General features: G+C 67.5%; 18 protein-coding genes. 12 read left to right on the forward strand and 6 right to left on the reverse strand.

The genetic code is table 11. The features are described 5' to 3' along the window. Nucleotides 1–25: 25 nt before the first annotated feature. On the reverse strand, nt 26–436 hold the full coding sequence (locus A5773_RS06090) for a group 1 truncated hemoglobin (protein WP_066953304.1): 411 nt from the start codon (nt 434–436) through the stop codon (nt 26–28). Between the two features lie 285 nt (nt 437–721). Between A5773_RS06090 and A5773_RS06095 the strand changes: the two genes are divergently transcribed. The 4 genes from A5773_RS06095 (at nt 722) to dnaE (ending at nt 6704) form a co-directional block, all read left to right on the forward strand. Further along, entirely contained in the window at nt 722–1762 is a 1041-nt protein-coding gene (locus A5773_RS06095; protein WP_067789998.1) for an SDR family NAD(P)-dependent oxidoreductase, read from the forward strand. Nucleotides 1763–1766: 4 nt separating this feature from the next. Then, on the forward strand, nt 1767–2570 hold the full coding sequence (locus A5773_RS06100) for an SDR family oxidoreductase (RefSeq protein WP_067790001.1): 804 nt from the start codon (nt 1767–1769) through the stop codon (nt 2568–2570). An 84-nt stretch (nt 2571–2654) separates the two neighbouring features. Then, entirely contained in the window at nt 2655–3086 is a 432-nt protein-coding gene (locus A5773_RS06105; protein WP_066953298.1) for an SRPBCC family protein, read from the forward strand. Nucleotides 3087–3164: 78 nt separating this feature from the next. After that, on the forward strand, nt 3165–6704 hold the full coding sequence (dnaE, locus tag A5773_RS06110) for a DNA polymerase III subunit alpha (protein ID WP_066953296.1): 3540 nt from the start codon (nt 3165–3167) through the stop codon (nt 6702–6704). Between the two features lie 167 nt (nt 6705–6871). On the opposite strand, the gene A5773_RS06115 is transcribed toward dnaE, so the two are convergent. Next, the gene (locus A5773_RS06115) at nt 6872–7726 is read right to left on the reverse strand and encodes an MBL fold metallo-hydrolase (RefSeq protein WP_232001802.1); all 855 of its coding nucleotides are present in this window, start codon (nt 7724–7726) and stop codon (nt 6872–6874) included. 71 nt (nt 7727–7797) lie between these two features. Continuing rightward, a complete protein-coding gene (locus A5773_RS06120) occupies nt 7798–8244 on the reverse strand; it encodes a PPOX class F420-dependent oxidoreductase (RefSeq protein WP_066953292.1) in 447 nt (148 codons plus the stop codon). Nucleotides 8245–8298: 54 nt separating this feature from the next. On the opposite strand from A5773_RS06120, the gene A5773_RS06125 reads away from it, so the two are divergent. The 4 genes from A5773_RS06125 to A5773_RS06140 are packed head-to-tail and all read left to right on the forward strand — an operon-like array spanning nt 8299 to nt 12951. After that, entirely contained in the window at nt 8299–8688 is a 390-nt protein-coding gene (locus tag A5773_RS06125; RefSeq protein ID WP_066953289.1) for a helix-turn-helix domain-containing protein, read from the forward strand. A gap of 13 nt (nt 8689–8701) precedes the next feature. Then, nucleotides 8702–9175: a VOC family protein gene (locus A5773_RS06130; RefSeq protein ID WP_066953287.1), complete on the forward strand. Its 474-nt coding sequence runs from the start codon at nt 8702–8704 to the stop codon at nt 9173–9175. Between the two features lie 60 nt (nt 9176–9235). Continuing rightward, nucleotides 9236–11062 (forward strand): fatty acid--CoA ligase FadD11, encoded by a 1827-nt coding sequence (gene fadD11, locus A5773_RS06135; RefSeq protein ID WP_067790004.1) that lies wholly within the window; start codon nt 9236–9238, stop codon nt 11060–11062. After that, nucleotides 11059–12951: a lysophospholipid acyltransferase gene (locus A5773_RS06140; protein ID WP_066953283.1), complete on the forward strand. Its 1893-nt coding sequence runs from the start codon at nt 11059–11061 to the stop codon at nt 12949–12951. Before fadD11 ends, A5773_RS06140 begins: the two co-directional genes overlap by 4 nt. 40 nt (nt 12952–12991) lie before the next feature. On the opposite strand, the gene A5773_RS26450 is transcribed toward A5773_RS06140, so the two are convergent. After that, a complete protein-coding gene (locus A5773_RS26450) occupies nt 12992–13651 on the reverse strand; it encodes a GGDEF domain-containing protein (protein WP_232001803.1) in 660 nt (219 codons plus the stop codon). Between the two features lie 592 nt (nt 13652–14243). Between A5773_RS26450 and A5773_RS06150 the strand changes: the two genes are divergently transcribed. From A5773_RS06150 to A5773_RS06165, 4 genes are all read left to right on the forward strand, one after another. Further along, nucleotides 14244–14762, forward strand: a complete 519-nt coding sequence (locus tag A5773_RS06150; protein ID WP_067790026.1) for a phenolic acid decarboxylase — start codon at nt 14244–14246, stop codon at nt 14760–14762. Nucleotides 14763–14992: 230 nt separating this feature from the next. After that, a complete protein-coding gene (locus A5773_RS06155) occupies nt 14993–16240 on the forward strand; it encodes an HNH endonuclease signature motif containing protein (protein WP_067790007.1) in 1248 nt (415 codons plus the stop codon). 104 nt (nt 16241–16344) lie between these two features. After that, nucleotides 16345–16908, forward strand: a complete 564-nt coding sequence (locus tag A5773_RS06160; RefSeq protein ID WP_067790010.1) for an arsinothricin resistance N-acetyltransferase ArsN1 family B — start codon at nt 16345–16347, stop codon at nt 16906–16908. A gap of 43 nt (nt 16909–16951) precedes the next feature. After that, nucleotides 16952–17737, forward strand: a complete 786-nt coding sequence (locus tag A5773_RS06165) for a DUF6065 family protein (RefSeq protein ID WP_066953277.1) — start codon at nt 16952–16954, stop codon at nt 17735–17737. Nucleotides 17738–17739: 2 nt separating this feature from the next. On the opposite strand, the gene A5773_RS06170 is transcribed toward A5773_RS06165, so the two are convergent. Both A5773_RS06170 and A5773_RS06175 read right to left on the reverse strand, forming a co-directional pair. Then, nucleotides 17740–19185 carry an FAD-dependent oxidoreductase gene (locus A5773_RS06170; protein WP_067790013.1) on the reverse strand — a complete coding sequence of 482 codons (1446 nt, stop codon included), beginning with the start codon at nt 19183–19185 and terminating at the stop codon, nt 17740–17742. Beyond that, nucleotides 19182–19589, reverse strand: a complete 408-nt coding sequence (locus A5773_RS06175) for a hypothetical protein (protein WP_067790017.1) — start codon at nt 19587–19589, stop codon at nt 19182–19184. The genes A5773_RS06170 and A5773_RS06175 overlap by 4 nt, the downstream gene beginning before the upstream one ends. Nucleotides 19590–19701 lie beyond the last annotated feature (112 nt).

The following is a 19701-nucleotide window of genomic DNA, read 5'->3' on the forward strand; positions in this document are numbered from 1 at the left end:
CGCCGGGGCGACCTTGGCGGAACCGTCAGACCGTGGCCTTGTTGGCGTCGCCCGTCGCGATCTCGGGAGCCAGGGGCGCGATGGCGCCGATGATCTCGGTGACCGTCTGGGCTGACACCCCGGCCGCGGCCAACGCGTCGGACAGGTGCCCGGCCACCAGGTTGAAGTGGTGCATCGTGATGCCGCGACCCTGGTGCACCTGCTTCATCGGGGCCCCGGTATAGGGCTCGGGCCCGCCGAGGGCCGCGGCGAAGAACTCGACCTGCTTGCCCTTGAGGCGGTTCATGTTGGTTCCGGTGAAAAAGCCGGAAAGCTGGTCATCGGCAAGCACACGGACGTAGAAGTCCTCGACCACGACCTCGATCGCCTCGTGCCCGCCGATCCGGTCGTAGACCGCGACCGGCTGTGGTTTGCGGAAGCGTGCCAGAATTTTCATAAGTCCGATTGGAACATTTCGGCGTTGCCCGCCAGTTAGTTCGCGATCACGCACGGATATCTTTGCGTAACAAGCGGATTGCCCACTCTTGACGGTCGTGTCGGCCGCGGCGTGAGACGCTCGGCAAGCGTTACATGCCAGCAATGTGCATCGAGCCACCGGCCTGATGTCCTAGGTTGGCTTAATGACTCACGTCACATCGTTCACACCGCCCCGCAAGGAGCACATGGTCATCGGGCAGGCCAGCTGCGGTCGGGGGGCCGACATCATCAGGAGCCAAAGCCGATGAATCTGGGTGACTTAACGAATCTCGTCGAAAAGCCGCTCGCGAACTTGGTGGAGAAGCCGATCGCGGCGGTGTCCCACATCGTCAACACCCCGAACTCCGCGGGCCGTTACCGCCCCTTCTATCTGAGGAATCTGCTCGACGCGGTACAGGGCCGCACGCTCGACGAAGCCGTCAAGGGCAAGACCGTCCTGATCACCGGGGGATCGTCGGGCATCGGCGAGGCCGCCGCGAAGCGGATCGCGGAAGCCGGTGGCGTGGTGGTGCTGGTCGCGCGCACCCGCGAGAACCTGGAGAAGGTCGCCTCCGAAATCGAAGGCGACGGTGGCACCGCCCACGTCTACCCGTGCGATCTGACCGACATGGACGCGATCGCCGGGATGGCCGATCAGGTGCTCTCCGACCTCGGGGGCGTCGACATCCTGATCAACAACGCGGGGCGGTCGATCCGGCGATCGCTGGAGCTGTCCTACGACCGCATCCACGACTATCAGCGCACCATGCAACTGAACTACCTGGGCGCGGTCCAGCTGATCCTCAAATTCATCCCCGGGATGCGGGAGCGGGGGTTCGGGCACATCATCAACGTCTCCTCGGTCGGCGTGCAGACCCGCGCGCCGCGCTTCGGCGCCTACATCGCCAGCAAGTCCGCGCTGGACAGCCTGTGCGACTCCCTGCAGGCCGAGACCGTGAATGACGGCGTGAAGTTCACCACCGTCCACATGGCCCTGGTGCGCACCCCGATGATCAGTCCGACCACGCTCTACGACAAGTTCCCGGCGCTGACGCCGGATCAGGCGGCCGGGGTGATCGCGGACGCCATCGTGCACCGGCCCCGCCGGGCCAGCTCGCCGTTCGGACAATTCGCGGCCGTCGCCGACGCGGTGAACCCGGCGGTGATGGACCGGGTGCGCAACCGCGCGTTCGCCATGTTCGGCGACTCCCACGCCGCCAAGGGCGACGAATCGCCAAGCGATTCACCGCAATTCGACAAACGCAGCGAGACGTTTGTGCGGGCGACTCGCGGGATACATTGGTGACATCATGAGCCTTCCGAAACCTGACATCGAGACCACCGTCGTGATCACCGGCGCCTCCTCCGGCATCGGCGCCGAACTGGCCCGCGGGCTGGCCCGTCGCGGCTTCCCGCTGCTCCTGGTCGCGCGGCGCCGGGAACGCCTCGACGAGCTCGCCAACGAGGTGGGCCAGGAATACTCGGTGGCCGTCGAGGTGCTGCCGTTGGATCTCGGCGATTCCAAGGGCCGCGCGAAGCTGGCGGACCGGCTGCGCGCCGAGCCGATCGCCGGCCTGTGCAACAGCGCCGGGTTCGGCACCAGCGGGGTCTTTCACGAGCTGCCGCTCGATCGCGAAACTGAGGAGGTCACCCTCAACGCGCTGGCGTTGATGGAACTCACCCACGCCGCGCTGCCCGGCATGGTCGAGCGCGGCGCCGGCGCGGTGATGAACATCGCGTCGATCGCCGGTTTTCAGCCGGTGCCCTACATGGCGGTCTACTCGGCCACCAAGGCCTTCGTGCAGACCTTCTCCGAAGCCGTGCACGAGGAGCTGCACGGGACCGGGGTGTCGGTCACCTGCCTGTGCCCTGGACCGGTCCCGACCGAGTGGGCCGAGATCGCCAACGCCGAGCGGTTCAGCATCCCCATCGCGCAGGTCTCGCCCCGCGACGTCGCCGAGGCGGCGATCGGCGGGATGCTGTCCGGCCGGCGCACGGTGGTGCCGGGCGTCGTGCCCAAGGTCGTCAGCACCGGCGGCCGGTTCGTGCCGCGCAGCCTGCTGCTGCCCGGGATCCGCATCGGCAACCGCTTCCGCGGGGGACCCAACCGCTAGTTTCGCCGATTGTCACGCCAGCGTGGCATTGAGCGCCGAGCGTCACGCCAGCGTGGCGTTCGGCGGGGGAGCAAGGAGGATCGTGTGGCCGCTGTCGACCTGACCGCCGACGTGCCGATGACCCCGCAGGAGATGTGGGACCGCGTCTCCGACCTGTCGGACCTGGGCGACTGGCTGGTGATGCATGAGGGGTGGCGCAGTGATCTGCCCGAGGAGCTCGGCGAGGGCGTCCAAGTCGTGGGCGTGGCCCGGGCGAAGGGCTTCCGCAACCGGGTGACGTGGACGGTGACCACCTGGGATCCGCCGCACGAGGTGGCGCTATCGGGGTCCGGCAAGGGCGGCGCCAAGTACGCCGTCACGCTCACCGTGCAGGCCGCCGAAGATGGATCGACGCTCGGCGTGCGCCTTGAGCTGGGCGGGCGTGCGTTGTTCGGCCCAGTGGGTTCGGCGGCGGCCCGCGCCGTCAAAGGCGACGTGCAGAAGTCGTTGAAGAACTTCGTCGAGTTGTACGGATAATCGGGTCCAAGAAACGCGAGACACACTTACGCGACACGCCCGAAACCCGTCGGTGCGCAGTCATAGACTGGCGTCTCTATGAACCACTCCTCCTTCGTGCACCTGCATAACCACACCGAGTACTCGATGCTGGATGGGGCCGCGAAGATCTCGCCGATGCTGGCCGAGGTGGAGCGGTTGCAGATGCCCGCGGTGGGGATGACCGACCACGGAAACATGTTCGGCGCCAGTGAGTTCTATAACGCGGCGACCAAGGCGGGGATCAAGCCGATCATCGGGGTCGAGGCCTATATCGCACCGGGCTCGCGCTTCGATACCCGGCGCATCCTGTGGGGTGACCCCGGCCAGAAGTCCGACGACGTGTCGGGCAGTGGTTCCTACACGCACCTGACGATGGTGGCCGAGAACGCCACCGGGCTGCGCAACCTGTTCAAGCTGTCCTCACTGGCGTCGTTCGAGGGCCAGCTCGGCAAGTGGTCGCGCATGGACGCCGAGATCATCGCCGAACACGCCGAGGGCATCATCGCCACCACCGGCTGCCCGTCGGGGGAGGTGCAGACCCGCCTGCGGCTGGGGCAGGACCGCGAGGCGCTGGAGTCGGCCGCCAAGTGGCGCGAGATCTTCGGCGCCGACAACTACTTCCTCGAGCTGATGGACCACGGGCTGTCCATCGAGCAGCGGGTCCGCGAGGGCTTGCTCGAGATCGGCCGCAAGCTCGGCATCCCGCCGCTGGCCACCAACGACTGTCACTACGTCACCCGCGACGCCGCCCACAACCACGAGGCCTTGTTGTGCGTGCAGACCGGCAAGACCCTTTCGGATCCGAACCGGTTCAAATTCGACGGCGACGGCTACTACCTGAAGTCGGCCGCCGAGATGCGCCAGCTCTGGGACGACCAGATTCCGGGCGCGTGCGACTCGACGCTGTTGATCGCCGAGCGGGTGCAGCCCTACGACGACGTGTGGGCGCCGCGCGACCGGATGCCGATCTTCCCGGTGCCCGAGGGGCACGACCAGGCGACCTGGCTGCACCACGAGGTGATGGCGGGACTGCGGAGACGTTTCGGATCCAATGTCGGCCAGGACTACATCGACCGGGCCGAGTACGAGATCAAGGTCATCTGCGACAAGGGCTTCCCGTCGTACTTTCTGATCGTCGCCGACCTGATCAACTACGCGCGGTCGGTCGACATCCGGGTGGGGCCCGGGCGCGGTTCGGCGGCGGGCTCGCTGGTGGCCTACGCGCTGGGCATCACCAACATCGACCCGATCCCACACGGCCTGCTGTTCGAGCGGTTCCTCAACCCAGAGCGTCCGTCGGCACCCGACATCGACATCGACTTCGACGACCGTCGTCGCGGCGAGATGGTGCGCTACGCCGCCGACAAGTGGGGCCAGGACCGCGTCGCTCAGGTCATCACCTTCGGCACCATTAAGACCAAAGCGGCGCTGAAGGATTCGGCGCGGATCCACTACGGCCAGCCCGGCTTCGCCATCGCCGACCGGATCACCAAGGCGTTGCCGCCGCCGATCATGGCGAAGGACATCTCGCTGTCGGGCATCACGGATCCGGCGCACGAGCGGTACAAGGAGGCCGCCGAGGTGCGCGGCCTGATCGAGACCGACCCCGACGTCCGCACCATTTACCAGACCGCGCGCGGGCTGGAAGGGCTGATCCGCAACGCCGGCGTGCACGCCTGCGCCGTGATCATGAGCAGCGAGCCGCTCACCGAGGCCATCCCGCTGTGGAAGCGGCCGCAGGACGGCGCCATCATCACCGGCTGGGACTACCCGTCGTGTGAAGCCATCGGCCTGCTGAAGATGGACTTCCTGGGCCTGCGGAACCTGACGATCATCGGCGACGCGCTGGAAAACATCAAGGCCAACAGGGGAATCGACCTCGACCTGGAATCGGTGCCGCTCGACGACAAGCCCACCTATGAACTGCTGGGCCGCGGCGACACCCTGGGGGTGTTCCAGCTCGACGGCGGCCCGATGCGCGATCTGCTGCGCCGCATGCAACCAACCGAGTTCAACGACATCGTCGCCGTGCTGGCCCTGTACCGCCCCGGCCCGATGGGCATGAACGCCCACAACGACTACGCCGACCGCAAGAACAACCGGCAGGCGATCAGGCCGATTCACCCGGAGCTCGAGGAGCCGCTGCGCGAAATCCTCTCGGAGACTTACGGTCTGATCGTCTACCAAGAGCAGATCATGTTCATCGCCCAGAAGGTCGCCTCCTACACGATGGGCAAGGCCGACGCGCTGCGCAAGGCGATGGGCAAGAAAAAGCTCGAGGTGCTCGAGGCCGAGTACAAGGGCTTCTACGAGGGCATGACCGCCAACGGCTTCTCCGAAAAAGCGGTGAAGGCGTTGTGGGACACCATCCTTCCGTTCGCGGGCTATGCGTTCAACAAGTCGCACGCCGCCGGTTACGGCCTGGTGTCGTACTGGACCGCCTACTTGAAGGCCAACTATCCGGCCGAATACATGGCCGGCCTGCTGACCTCGGTGGGCGACGACAAGGACAAGGCCGCGGTCTACCTGGCCGATTGCCGCAAGCTCGGCATCACCGTCCTGCCGCCGGACGTCAACGAGTCCCTGGTGAACTTCGCGTCGGTCGGCCAGGACATCCGCTTCGGGCTGGGCGCGGTGCGCAACGTCGGCGCGAACGTGGTCGGTTCGCTGATCAAGACCCGCAACGAGAAGGGCAAGTTCACCGACTTCTCCGACTACCTGAACAAGATCGACGTCTCGGCCTGCAACAAGAAGGTCACCGAGTCGCTGATCAAGGCGGGCGCGTTCGACTCGCTCAGCCATGCCCGCAAGGGGCTCTTCCTGGTGCACACCGACGCGGTCGATTCGGTGCTGGGCACCAAAAAGGCCGAGGCGATGGGCCAATTCGACCTGTTCGGCGGCGGCGGTGACGGCAGCGTCACCGATTCTGTTTTCACCATCAAGGTGCCCGAAGACGAGTGGGAGGACAAACACAAGCTGGCCCTGGAGCGGGAGATGCTCGGCCTGTACGTGTCGGGCCACCCGCTCAACGGCGTGGCACACCTGCTCGCCGCCCAGGTGGACACCCAGATCCCGGCCATCCTCGACGGCGACGTCCCCAACGAGAGCCAGGTGCGGGTGGGCGGGATCCTGGCGTCGGTCAACCGGCGGGTCAACAAAAACGGAATGCCTTGGGCCTCAGCCCAACTCGAGGACCTTACCGGCGGCATCGAGGTGATGTTCTTCCCGCACGCGTACTCCGCCTATGGCGCCGACATCGCCGACGACGCGGTGGTGCTGATCAACGCCAAGGTGGCCATCCGCGACGACCGGATCAGCCTGATCGCCAACGAGCTTGTGGTGCCGGACTTTTCCAACGCCCAGCCGAACCGGCCGATCGCTGTCAGCCTGCCCACCCGGCAGTGCACCATCGACAAGGTCAGCGCGCTCAAGCAGGTGCTGGCGCGCCACCCCGGCACCTCCCAGGTGCATCTGCGGCTCATCAGTGGTGACCGGATCACCACCCTCGAGCTGGACGCCTCGCTGCGGGTCACGCCGTCGCCCGCACTGATGGGGGACCTCAAGGAGTTGCTCGGCCCGGGGTGCCTGGGCAGCTAGGCCGGCGGCCGCCGAGGCCAGTTCCGCCCCCTTCGCCGTAGTCGAGCGTGAAGTTAGTTTCACACCCGCGGCCGAGCGTGAAACTGGCTTCACACTCGCGGGCTAGCTGTCCCGGCGGGCCGCACCCTCGCGGCCGAATGTGCGGCCAGCCGCACACTCGGCGGCAGCTACGCGGTCAACCCCAGCGCCGCCTGATGGTCGTGGGTGGGAATGATCGTCACCGCGTGGCGCGCCAGGTGCAGCCGCTGCAGCGTCCGGAAGGCTTCGTCGCGATCCTCGTCGACCAAAACGCCGGGATAGCTTGACTTTTGGCGAACCTTCTCGATCTGCAGCCAGTGCCAGGCCGCGTCGCCGGCGATCAGGATCCAGCCGCGCCCGGTGTGGGCGAGCACCCCGACGCTGCCCGGGGTGTGGCCGGGCAGGTCGACCAGGAGGACGGACCGGTCCCCGAACAGGTCGCGGCTTCGGGCGAAGGTCAGCACCGGTGGGCCGTCCAGCTCGTAGTCGACCACGGGCCGTCCGCGCAGCGAATCGCGGACACCGCCGACCGGCGCGACGGGGCCGGACCCGATCCAGTCCCGCTCGGTGCGGTGTAGGTGAACGGGGAGATCCGGCATATCCAGCAGGCCCGAAACGTGATCCCAGTGCGCGTGGGTCGGCAAGGCGAAATCCAACGCCGGCGGCTCCGGCAGCCGGTGCAGGGCCGTGACCGTGGGAACGGTGTCGGCGGGCGGGCGGACCGCGACCCGCAGCACCGCGGGTAGCTGGGCGATCGCCCGCCGCTCGACGTCGCGGCACACGGCCGGGTCGACGATGAAGGTGGCGTCCGGATGGCTGACGATGAACGAGGTCATCGAGTTCCCGACGCGCCGCGGGGTGAACGTGCCCTCGACGATCGCCGCGGTCGGCACCGAGCGCGGCACCTGGGGCAGCGCAGTCACCGTGACGGTGCGCCGGGGCCCGGGCAGTCCGGCGTCGGCGATGCTGCGCAGGAACGTGTGGTCGGGCCGTCTGGGACGCACCGCGCCCCAAACCAATCCGGTTGCGGCGGAGCAACATTGGCGCAGGCTGGGGGAGCGGACGGGGTCATGCGTCATGGTACGTCCACCCGCACGATGACACTGTCGGGCCATACGCCGCGGTCGCGCGCGCGGCTCAGCTTCTCGCGCACGCACAGGTCTTGGTGAACGTTGGTGACGCCCGGGACCTTGATCAGCGGCACGATGTTCCACTGCCAGCCATACCGTTTGTTCAGGACGCGGTTGGCCCGCTCGGCGTCGTCGCCGGACAGGATGGTGGCGCGGCCCGCCACCGGCTTCGCGCCCGGACGGACCCGGCCGCGATGGTCGCAGGCGGTGAGTTCGACGTCGCGGCGCGTGGTCAGCCGCCTGGTCTTGGGCCCCACCTTGGTGCGGAACACCAGCGCGTCGCCGTCCAGCCCGAACCAGATCGGTGTGTCGACCGGCGATCCGTCGCGGCGGAACGATCGGAGCAGCGCGTAGCGAGCCGCGCCCAGTCCGTCGAGTGAATGTGTGTGCATGACACCAGTCAACGACTTAGAGTTGGCTCTAAGTCAAGCGTCGAAGGAGGGCCGATGAGTCCACGGCTGACGATCGGCGAGGTGGCGCGTCAGGCCGGGGTCGCGGCGACGACGCTGCGGTATTACGAACAGATCGGCTTGGTGCCGCCGCCCGGGCGGCTGGGCGGGCAGCGCCGCTACGACGATTCGGTGCTGGCCCGGCTCGAGGTGATCCGGCTCTGCAAATCGGCCGGCTTCGCGCTGGAGGAGATCCAGCTGTTGTTCGCCGACGACGCACCGGGGCGGCCGGCCAGCCGCGCCCTGGCCGAGGCCAAGCTCGCCGAAATCGATGCCCAAATGGAGTCGTTGGCCCAGGCCCGGGCGGTCATCGAATGGGGCATGCGCTGCACGTGTCCCTCAATTGACGCATGTACCTGTGGAATTCATACCGCGTTGCCCGCCTGAGCAAAGGAGCTCCATGAACCAGCCCATCGCCGTGCGCAATTTCTCCCACGTCTGCATCGGCGTCTCCGACATCGAGGTGTCGCTCGCGTTCTACACCGCCGTGCTGGGCATGGACGTCGTATTCGACGTCGAACTCGACGGCGCGGGGCTGGACTCGGTGACCGGCGGGGCCGCGCAACGCGGGCGCATGGTCGGCGGGCTGATCGGTGCCGCCATGGTCGAGCTGCTGTCGCTGGGCGCCGTCCCCGACTGCCCGAGCGGACCGCACCTGGGCTACACCAACATCTCGTTCCGGGTCGACGACCTCGACGCCGCCTTCGACGCCGTTCGGCGCGAACATCCCGACGTGCGCGCCGAGCCGCCCGTCGACATCGGCGGGGTGCGGATGTTCTTCATCTACGACCCCGACGGCACCCCCATCGAACTGCTGGAGTTGCCCGCCGGCATATCAAGCACGCTGCAGCTCTGGCGCCCGGATCCAGCGTGATCCATTCCGCGTCCCCGATCACGGACGTACGCTCACGAAGGCAGAGCTGAGAGGACACACATGACGACAGCCGAGCGCCCGGGCACCCTATGCGAGGCATTCCAGCGCAACGCGTCGATCGATCCGGACACCGTCGCGCTCCGCACGCCCGGCGACACCCAGACCATGACGTGGCGCGAGCTCGCCGCGCAGGTGCGCAAAGTCACCGCCGGCCTGGCCGGCCTGGGGGTCGCGCGGGGCGACACGGTGTCACTGATGATGGCCAACCGCGTCGAGTTCTACCCCTTCGAGATCGGCGCCCAACACCTCGGCGCCACTTCGTTTTCGGTGTACAACACGCTGCCCGCCGAGCAGCTGACCTACCTGTTCGACAACGCCGGCACAAAGGTGGCGATCTGCGAGGAGCAATACGTGGACCGCATCCGCGCCAGCGGCGCGCCGATCGAGCACATCGTCTGCATCGACGGTTCGCCGCCCGGCACCATTTCGGTGGACGACCTATACGCCGCCGCGCAACAGGATTTCGACTTCGAGGCGGCCTGGCGGGCGGTGCGACCCGACGACGTCGTCACGCTCATCTACACGTCCGGGACCACCGGAAATCCCAAGGGTGTGGAGATGACCCATGCCCATCTGCTGTTCGAGGCGTACGCCCTCAACGCCGTGCTGCCGTTCCAGTTCGGCGAGCGGGTCACGTCGTATCTGCCGACTGCCCACATCGCCGACCGGGTGATGGGTCTGTACGCCCTGGAGGTTTTCGGCGCCCAGGTCACGGCTGTCTCCGATGTCCGGGCCATCGCCGCCGCGCTACCCGACGTGCGCCCCACGGTGTGGGGCGGGGTGCCGCGGGTGTGGGAAAAGCTCAAGGCCGGAATCGAATTCGCCGTCAGCAGCGAGACCGACGAGGTCAAGCGTCAGGCCTTGCAGTGGGCGATGTCGGTGGCCGACAAGCGCGCCGCCGTCCTGGTGGCCGGCGAGCCGATGCCGGACGAGCTGGCCGCCGAATGGGCCCAGGCCGACGAGTTGGTGCTGTCGAAGCTGCGCGAGCGGCTTGGCTTCGGGGACCTCCGCTGGGCGGTGTCGGGTGCGGCGCCCATCCCGAAGGAGACGCTGGCGTTCTTCCTCGGTATCGGCATCCCCATCGCGGAGGGCTGGGGGATGTCGGAGCTGAGTTGCGTCGCCACTATCAGCCACCCTAGCGATGCGCGCCTGGGCACGGTCGGCAAGCTGCTTCCGGGTCTGGAGGGAAAGATCGCCGACGACGGTGAGTTCCTGGTGCGCGGTCCGCTGGTGATGAGGGGCTACCGCAAGGAGCCCGCCAAGACGGCGGAGGCCATCGACGCCGACGGCTGGCTGCACACCGGTGACATCATCGACGTCGACGACGACGGCTACCTGAGGATCATCGACCGCAAGAAGGAGTTGATCATCAATGCGGCCGGAAAGAACATGTCGCCGGCCAACATTGAGAACACCGTGCTGGCCGCGTGTCCGATGGTCGGCGTGATGATCACGATCGGTGATGGGCGGCCGTACAACGCCGCGCTGATGGTCTTCGACGCCGAATCGGTCGGGCCGTACGCGGCCCAGCACGGCCTGGCCGCCGCGTCGCCCGCGGCCCTGGCGAACCATCCTGAAGTCATCTCCCGGATCGCCGCGGGGGTGGCCGAGGGCAACGCCAAACTGTCCCGGGTGGAGCAGATCAAACGTTTCCGGATACTGCCCGAGCTCTGGGAGCCTGGGGGAGACGAGATCACGCTGACCATGAAACTCAAGCGCAAGCCGATCATGACGAAGTACGCGAGCGAGATCGAGGAACTCTACGCGCCCGAACTGCACCCGGGCGTGCACGAGCCGTCGTCCGCCGCGACGGTGCAGCCGGCATGAGCGGGGGACCGGGCGCGACCGCTCGCGAATTCGGCCGGGTCGGTGTGCGGAAGCTGCTGCAGCGCACCGGCATTGTCGAGGAGTCGACGACACCGTTGACGACCGACCCGGTGGAGGTCGTCCAACTGCTCGCCGCCCCGTGGTATGACGAGCGGCTGAGTGGGCTGGCCGAGGAGCTCGGGCGCGACCACGACGGCGTGCGCGCCGAGGCCGCGGGCTACCTGCGCGAGATGGCGCCCTCGCTGGACGAGCGCGCGGTGAAGGCGTGGCGCAGCTTCAGCAACTGGCTGATGCGGGCCTACGACGTCCTGGTCGACGAGGACCAGATCGCGCAGCTGCGCAAGTTGGATCGCAAAGCCACTCTGGCGTTTGCCTTTTCGCATCGCTCCTATCTGGACGGCCTGCTGCTGCCGGAGGTGATTCAGGCCAACCGGCTCTCTCCAGCGCTCACTTTTGGCGGGGCGAACCTGAACTTCTTCCCGATGGGCGCCTGGGCCAAGCGCACCGGCACGATCTTCATCCGGCGCCAGACCAAAGACATTCCCGTGTACCGGTTCGTGTTACGCGCCTACGCGGCCCAGCTGGTGCAGAACCACGCCAACCTCACCTGGTCGATAGAAGGCGGCCGCACCCGCACCGGCAAGCTGCGTCCCCCGGTGTACGGGATCCTGCGCTACATCAGCGACGCCGTCGACGAAATCGACGGCCCCGAGGTGTATTTGGTACCTACCTCGATCGTGTACGACCAGCTGCACGAGGTCGAGGCGATGACCACCGAGGCGTACGGAGCCGCGAAGCGGCCCGAGGACTTCCGATTCCTGATCCGGCTCGCGCGGCAGCAGGGTGAGCGGCTCGGCCGCGCGTACCTGGACTTCGGCGAACCGCTGCCGCTGCGCAAGCGTCTCGAGGAGCTGCGCGCCGAGGAGTCCGGAACGGGCACCGAGATCGAACGCATCGCGCTGGATGTCGAGCACCGGATCAACCGCGCCACCCCGGTCACCCCCACCGCGGTGGTGAGCCTCGCGCTGCTGGGCGCCGACCGCTCGTTGTCCATCAGCGAGGTGCTGGCCACCGTGCGGCCGCTGGCGAGCTACATCGCGGCCCGGAATTGGTGCGTGGCGGGCGCCGCCGATCTGACGAATCGCTCGACCATCCGCTGGACGCTGCACCAGCTCGTCGCCTCGGGGGTGGTCAGCGTGTATGACGCCGGCACCGAACCGGTTTGGGGCATCGGCGCGGAGCAGCACCTGGTCGCCGCGTTCTACCGCAACGCGGCCATCCACATCGTGGTCGATCGCGCGATCGCCGAGACGGCGTTGCTGGCGGCCATCGAAGACGCCGAGGGTTCGGTCGACGGGCTGGTGCAGCCGACGCGCGTACGAGACGAGGCGCTGGCCCTGCGCGAGTTGCTGAAATTCGAGTTCCTCTTCTCCGCGCGCGCGCAATTCGAAAAGGAGCTCGCCGACGAAGTGCGACTGCTCGGGCGGGTGGAAGACACGAGCAAGGCCGCCAGCGCGGCCGATGTGCGCGGGCTACTGGAAAAGGCCGACCTGCTCTTGGCGCACCTGGTGTTGCGCCCGTTCCTGGACGCCTACCACATCGTCGCCGACCGGTTGGCCGCCTACGAGGACGAATCCTTCGACGAGAACGCCTTTCTCGCCGAGTGCCTCGAGGTCGGCAAGCAGTGGGAGCTGCAGCGCAGAATGGCCAGCGCCGAGTCGAGGTCGATGGAGCTGTTCAAGACCGCGTTGCGGTTGGCCCGACACCGCGAGCTGGTGGACGGCTTCGAGGACTTGGATATCGCGCGGCGGCGGCGGGAGTTCGCCGACGAGATCGCCACGGCCGTCCGGCGGGTCAACACCATCGCGGGCCTGGCCGGGGCGCGGTAAACGGCGTGCGTTCCGCGCGGACGGCGAATCAGCGGGGCCCTCAGCGCACCGGCGGTACGGGAACGTCGGCATGCCGAACCCGGTTCCCGCCAGCACGTTTCGCGTCGTACATCGCGAGGTCTGCCGCGTGTACCAGGCGTTCGATAATCGGCCGATCGACAGTTTCGCCGTTGGCCGGCAGCCGGAAGCCGCTAACGCCCACGCTGGCTGTCACGCCCCAGGGGGTGGCGGCGATGGCCTGGCGGATGGCCTCCGCCACCCGAAGCGCTTGTTCGGTTTCGATCGTCTGGGCGACCAAAAATTCTTTTCCGCCTACCCGGGCGATCAGCGTTTCTTCATCGGCGATGCGCCGCAAATTGTCGGCCACGGCTACCAAGATGCGGTCCCCGGTAGCGTGACCGTAGGTGTCATTCACCCGCTTGAAGTTGTCGAGATCGACCATCAAGACACTCAGGCACGGCGAGCGGCGGTCGGCGGCTGACACTCTCGACGCCGCTCGATAAAAGCCCCTGCGGTTGCGCAAGCCGGTGAGCGGATCGGTCGAGGACTTCAGGGCGTCCACCGACAACCAATGCACGAGCACCTGTCCGCAGAAGGGCACCGCCAGGATTCCCGCGCTGAGCAACAGAAAGTTGGCCGCCGCCATTGATGCGTCACCGGACCAGGCGATCCGCGCGGCGCACACCGCCGCCGTACCCAAAGCGGTGCCGAGTGTGAAACCAGGAGGCGGGCCGAGTGACAAAAAGCGACGTAGCCCGCGAGGCCACCGAATGCCGCGCAGCCCAGCAGCCCGCTGCGCGGGTCGCCCTCGAGCACGCACGCCGCGCCGATACCGAGTGTGCCCACGATCGAAAACACCTGTGATTGAACGCGCCCGGGCCAGCGCCGTGCCCACACCAGCGCCATTGCCACCAAACAGGCGACGAACGCCGCGGCGATGACGCGCCGCGTGGGCGTCCGCATACCCGAAGGGCTGTTCAGCATCAGCAACGTCGCCGCGGCCAGGATAGACAGAATGGCGACCATCAGGTAGCGGACGAACGGCTTCAATCCGCGTGCGCCTAGGTAATCAGAGAACCACTCGTAGTGGTCGGGCTGACGCCACCACACGCCGATCCAGTGCATTCCGCGACGCCCCTCACACGTACCTTCGCCGTATGGTACTTACCACCGACAGAATCGGGAGGCATTCAGAATTTCGCGCCGTCCCCGCCTGACCGCACTGACGCTTCTGCGCGATCGTGGGCACTGGCGACCCGTCCAACCAACCGGCCGCTGAACGGAATCTGACCATGACCGCCGTCGACAATCCCATTCCGCCGCAGGACTTATCGGGGATCGTTGGATGCCGGTTCATCTACACCTACGCCAACGGCTGGCGTTACGAGATGTATGTCAAGAACGACCGGACCATCGACTATCGAATCCATTCCGGCCATGTCGGTGGGCGGTGGGTCAAGGGCCAAGAGGTCGACCTGGTGGCGCTCGACGACGACAGTTACAAGATCTCGTGGACCGAGCCCACGGGCACGTCGGTGGCCGTCAACGTCATGCCCGGCAGGCGGCGCATCCACGGGGTGATCTTCTTTCCCCAGTGGATCCGCCAGCACGGCGACCGCACGGTGTGCTTCCAAAACGATCACCTCGAGGAGATGCGCGCCTACCGCGACGAGGGGCCGACCTACCCGATCTATACCGTGCCCGAATTCGCCTACATCACACTGTTCGAGCGTGTCGGTGCCGACGACGAATCGGTGATCGATGTAGCCCCCGACCAGCTTCCGGAGGGCTGGGCCGACCGCACCGATTGAAACCGCGGCGGGTACCGCCATGGGTGCAGACCGCATCGAATCAACCTGGCTTCAAGGCCGTCGAACAAGTGACAAGTCCGGCGGGCCGACCCGCCCGCTGATCGCGTTCACCGCCGCGGACAACGCGCCGCCGGCCCAACCGGCCCCGGAGACCCCACTGGCCGAATGATGGCAGCACTCCGCGGGTTTGGTAGCCGAGACTTGTCGTACCCCTCTGCGATGATGACGTCATGTCCTCCATCGCATCGTCTCCCGCGGTGGTCAAACCAGCGGATCGTGTTGAGGTGTTGTTCGACGAGTTGGCGGAGTTGACCGGTCAGCGCAACGCGATCGATGGCCGCATCGTCGAGATCGTCGCGGAGCTGGATCGCGACGCGTTGTGCGGGGTCACGGGTGCGCGGTCGGTCGCGGCGTTGGTCGCCTGGAAGCTCGGCTGCTCGTCGGCGAACGCCCACACGATCGCCGATGTCGCGCGCAGGCTCGAAGCGTTCCCGCGCTGCGCCCAGGGCATGCGGGAAGGTCGATTGTCGCTGGATCAAGTCGGGGTCATCGCAGCGCGGGCGAGCGACGGCTCTGATGAGCATTACGCGGAGTTGGCCAGGGTCGCCACGGTCAGCCAGCTGCGCACGGCGGTCAAGCTGGAACCGCGACCCGAACCCGATTCTCGCCCGCAACCGCTACCGTCGATCACCAAGACGTCCAGCGATGAATTCACCTGTTGGCGGATCAAACTCGCGCACCTGGATGCGGCGAAGTTCGACGCGGCGTTGGCGTCTTATCGTGACGCGCTGATCGCCGAGTGGAAGCGCGATCGCGGCGATCGAAGCCGCGCATCCGATGCCATGCCGCCGTTGCCAGGCACCCTCGAGGCGTTCATGCGCCTGGTCGAGGCCGGATGGGACGCCGAGGCGGCCCGCCGGCCGCACGGGCATCACACCACTGTGGTGGTGCACGTCGATGTCGAGCAGCGCGCAGCCGCGCTGCATCTGGGTCCGCTGCTCACCGACGCCGAACGCCGATACCTGACCTGTGATGCCACGTGTGAGGTCTGGTTCGAACGCGACGGTGAGGTCATCGGCGCCGGCCGGGCGCCCCGCCAGGTCAACCGGCGGCTTCGCCGCGCACTCGAGCATCGCCACCCCACCTGCGTGGTTCCCGGCTGTGGCGCTACCCGCGGTCTGCATGCACACCACATCCGGCATTGGGAAGACGGCGGCCCAACGGAGTTGGCCAACCTGGTGCTGGTCTGCCCCTATCACCACCGGTTGCACCACTGGGGGGTCATCACGATCACCGGACCCGCCGACGATCCCGTCGTCACCGACAGCTCGGGCCGACCGCTCAGTGCGGGATCGCTCGCGCGTGCGCCCAACCTTGCCCCGCCCGCCGTCCCGCCGTGCCCCGGGCCCACCGGCGAGCGTGCCGACTGGTGGTGGTACGAACCCTTCCAGACGCAGCCGCCACCAAGCAACAATTAGGTTGGTCAGCGGACCGACGGCCGATGGCTGCTCGCCGCGACGCAAAACACCACCCACCCCCGGGGCGCCGAGAAGGCGATGGGCAAGCTCTTCTGATGATCCGAATGGCAACGCCGGAGGATGCGGACGCGATCGCCGACATTTATGCGCCGTACGTGCGCGACTCCGCGATCTCCTTCGAGGCGGTGCCGCCGACGGCCCAGGAGATGCGGTCGAGGCTGACCGCCACGTTGACCTGCCTGCCTTGGCTGGTCATGACGACTGGCCACACCATCGTCGGATACGCCTACGCCGGCCCGCACGGCGACCGGGCCGCCTACCGCTGGTCTGTTGACGTGTCGTTGTACCTGGGCAGGCCGTATCGCCGCCAGGGGTATGGTCGCCGCATCTACATCGCCTTGCTCAAACTGCTTGTCGCACAGGGGTATATCAACGCATTCGCCGCCATCACGCTGCCCAATCCCGCAAGCGTCGGACTGCACGAGGCGATGGGCTTCACCCGCGTCGGCGTCTTCGATGGTGTGGGCTTCAAGGATGGGGCGTGGCGGGACGTCGGCTGGTGGCACTGCCGCCTGGCCCACCCGCCCGCGCAGCCCGCCGACCCGCGGCCATGGTGGGATCTGCCCGCTCGCACAATTGAGGTTGCGCTCGCAGGGCACACTGGGTAGTTGTCCGGACAACGTCTGCGACAAGCAGCGAATCGAGGAGTCGATGAGTGACAAGCCCGGCGGGCAGGCCCGCCCGCTGATCGCGTTCACCACGCAGGACAACGCGCCGCCGATCACACCGGCCCCCATCAGCCGGCCGTGGATGTCGCAGATGCGCAACGGTTGGCCGAACCGGTGCCTGCCGATGCTGATCGCCAACCAAAGTGGCTGGGAACTGCGCAATCCGAGCGCCTTCACCGCCACGTGGATGGGCGGGGACGACAGCCTGGGGGTGATCATCGCGCCTGACCGGCGCGACCCCGGTCAACTGCTGCCGTTCAGCCATTTCGGTCACGGCATCCTGACCTGGCACCTGCCGATGCTGTTCCGCACCCCGCCGGGCTACAACCTGTTGGTCCGCGGGCCGGCGAACTACCCGAAGGACGCCGTGTCCCCGCTGGAAGGGATAGTCGAAACGGACTGGGCCACATCGAGTTTCAGCATGAGCTGGCAGATCACCCGCAAGATGATGCCGGTGCGCTTCGATGTCGACGAACCGATCTGCATGATTGTCCCGCAGCGCCGGGCCGAGCTGGAAGAGTTCGCCCCGGAAATCAGGCCGATCGACTCCGACGAGGAAGTGCGCCGTAAGCACGAGTTCTTCCTGCGTTCACGCAACGAGTTGGGGCAGGCACAAGCCGCGACCAACATCGCTTTGGGTGAAAAGGTGCCGTGGCAAGGCGACTACACGCGCGGCAGGCATTCCGATGGGGAGGCCGGGGCCCCCGATCACCAGACGCGGATCCACCTGCGCCCGTTCGTCGAGCCACACGGGGAGAAGCAGCAATAGACTCACCCCGCGTGCGTCGCGGTCAGCTCCGGGATTCGCGTCGGCGCCTGGGCCGATGATCCGGCCCAGCCGATGTACCCGTCGGGGCGCACCAGTACCGCGGGCCCGCGGTCGGTCCGCTCCGCCTGCAGCATCCCGAGCGCATCAACCGGTGGGGCGCCGTGTTCGCGCACGAGGACGAAACCTCCGGTGCGCTGCAGTTCGGTCAGCCGTCCCTCGGTCAGCGGGATCGCGGTGGCGCGGGTGCCGACCAGGCCGCGGCGGCCGTAGCGCAGCGTCGTGCCCGCGAAACTGCCCGCCACCCGGTCCCGTACGGCCGGAACCCGAAGCAGCCTGGGCGCCAACAGGTTCCGCAGCCACCGCGCGGGCCGCGGATGCAGCGTCGCGGCGCGGGCGATCAGCCCGGACTGGATCAGGACGCGCTTGCCGATCGGGTGGCGTTCGTCGTGGTAGCTGTCCAGCAGCCGGTCGTCGGCGCCGCCGAGCACCACGTCGATCTTCCACGCCAGGTTGGCTGCGTCCTGAACGCCGGTGTTCATGCCCTGGCCGCCCATGGGGGAGTGGACGTGCGCGGCGTCGCCGGCCAAGAACACCCGCCCGTGGCGGTACCGCTCGACTTGCCTTTCGTCGCAATGGAATCGGGACTTCCAGCTGACCTCGACCATGCCGTAGTCGGTGCCCATGCCGCGGGCCAGGATTTCGACGATCTCGGCGTCCTCAACCGGTTCGCCGTCGGGCACCTGATGATCGCGGTCCCACACCATGGCGCGATACCACGAGCCATCCGGGTCCTGGCGGTTGTAGGGGGCCAGAAATGCCAGGACGTCTCCGGGCGCCGCGACCGTCAGGCCCCCGCCGGCCGGTCCGTGGGCCAGCTTGACGTCGGCCAGCACGATCGACGTCAGCACCGTCTTGCCGGGGAATCCGGCGCCCACCAACCGTCGAACGGTGCTGTGCGCGCCGTCGGCGCCGATCACGTACCGCGCCCGCCACGTCTGCCGGTGCGCCGGATCCTCGTCGTCCTTGGGGCGGGCGGTGACCGTGACGCCCTCGGCGTCCTGCTCGAGCGCGATCACCTCGATGCCGCGCCGGATCTCGGCGCCCTGGGCCTGCGCGTAGCGGCGCAACGCCGCATCGACGTTGGTCTGCGGGGTGACCAACACGAACGAGTAGGGCGAGTCGAGATGGGTGAGGTCGATCTGCGCTCCGGCGAACAGCCGCACGCGCGGCGCGCGGTGCCCGAGGGCCAGCAGGTCGTCGGCCAGCCCGCGCGCGTCGAGCAGTTCCAGCGTGCGCGCCATGGTGGCGAACGCGCGGCTCGACGGGTTCTCGGTCGGCCAGCGTTCCAGCACGGTGACCGAGCGCCCGGCGCGAGCCAGGTCACCCGCGGCGGTCAGGCCGGTGGGGCCCGCCCCCACCACCAGGACGTCGACGTCGTGGGCCGTCATCGCGCCGCTCCTTCCGGCTGCGGGTACCAGCGGCGGATGTCGCCGGGGGTGGACTGCGCCGCGCGGTTGAAGACGAAGCGGCAGCCCGGCTGGGTCACGTGCGCGGCGTTGACGATCGACTCGAACAGCAGGGTGTTGCCGGCGACCAGGCGTATCCCGGCCCCGATCAACACGGCGTCGTAGCGCTTGGCTTCCAGCCAGCGCCGCGCCTTGCCGGCGCCCGCGGCCCCGAAGCCGATCAGGCAGTTATCAACCTCGTAGCCGGCGGCGCGCAACCCCGCGACGTTGTCGTCGTTGGCCAACCGCAGCGCATCCCTGGACAGCCCGGCGAACTGCGCGAAGTCCGGTGACGAGTAGTCGATCACGTCGGGATCGAGCCCGATTTGGATGACGGTGACGGTCATTGGAGAACCTCCTCGGCGTTGAGTTTAACAAAATTTTTTAAAAAAACGGTAGGCCCCCCCCGGGGGTGAGGAAAAAAATTTGTGTAAAAAAATTGGGATAACCCGGAAAAAC

It is taken from the genome of Mycobacterium sp. 852014-52450_SCH5900713, assembly GCF_001667075.1.
GTDB lineage: Bacteria > Actinomycetota > Actinomycetes > Mycobacteriales > Mycobacteriaceae > Mycobacterium.